We start from the raw sequence: 375 nt of genomic DNA, 5'->3' as shown, positions 1-375 counted from the left end.
CCTGGCCTCGCGCTCGGCAACATCGAAGGCCACTTCAAATCCGTGGACTGCGGCCCGGTACTCGGCCAGCCTTGCCGGCGTCGTGATTTCTTCCGCGGCGGCCGGCCGCAACCCGTCTGCCTCTTTTTTGGCGCGAAGGAAGGCGACGGTGGGGGGTTCCCGGACGTCCGTCATCAGCGGGAAGTCGATGAGGTTTCCGACGTCGAGCTCGTAATCCAGCCACTTGCGGTTCACGGCATCGTGCGCCGCCATCAGGGCAACGACCTCGGCTTGGTTGGCTTCCTCATGCACAGCGAGCTGGTTTTTGAGCTTGTACAACTCCACTTTGCGGCGGTGCCGCTCTTCGGTAGCCCGTGACCATGACCGCGCCCACCC

Annotated in this window: 1 protein-coding gene; it reads right to left on the bottom strand. The window is 64.3% G+C overall.

Translation table 11 applies throughout. The features are described from left to right. Positions 1-318: hypothetical protein (locus SB764_RS38650; RefSeq protein WP_410866560.1), on the bottom strand; the 318-nt coding region annotated here is incomplete at its 3' end. Positions 319-375: the final 57 nt, after the last annotated feature.

The organism is Paraburkholderia sp. SIMBA_027 (assembly GCF_046535315.1).
Taxonomy (GTDB): domain Bacteria; phylum Pseudomonadota; class Gammaproteobacteria; order Burkholderiales; family Burkholderiaceae; genus Paraburkholderia; species Paraburkholderia tropica.
This window is presented reverse-complemented; position numbering and strand designations above follow the sequence as displayed.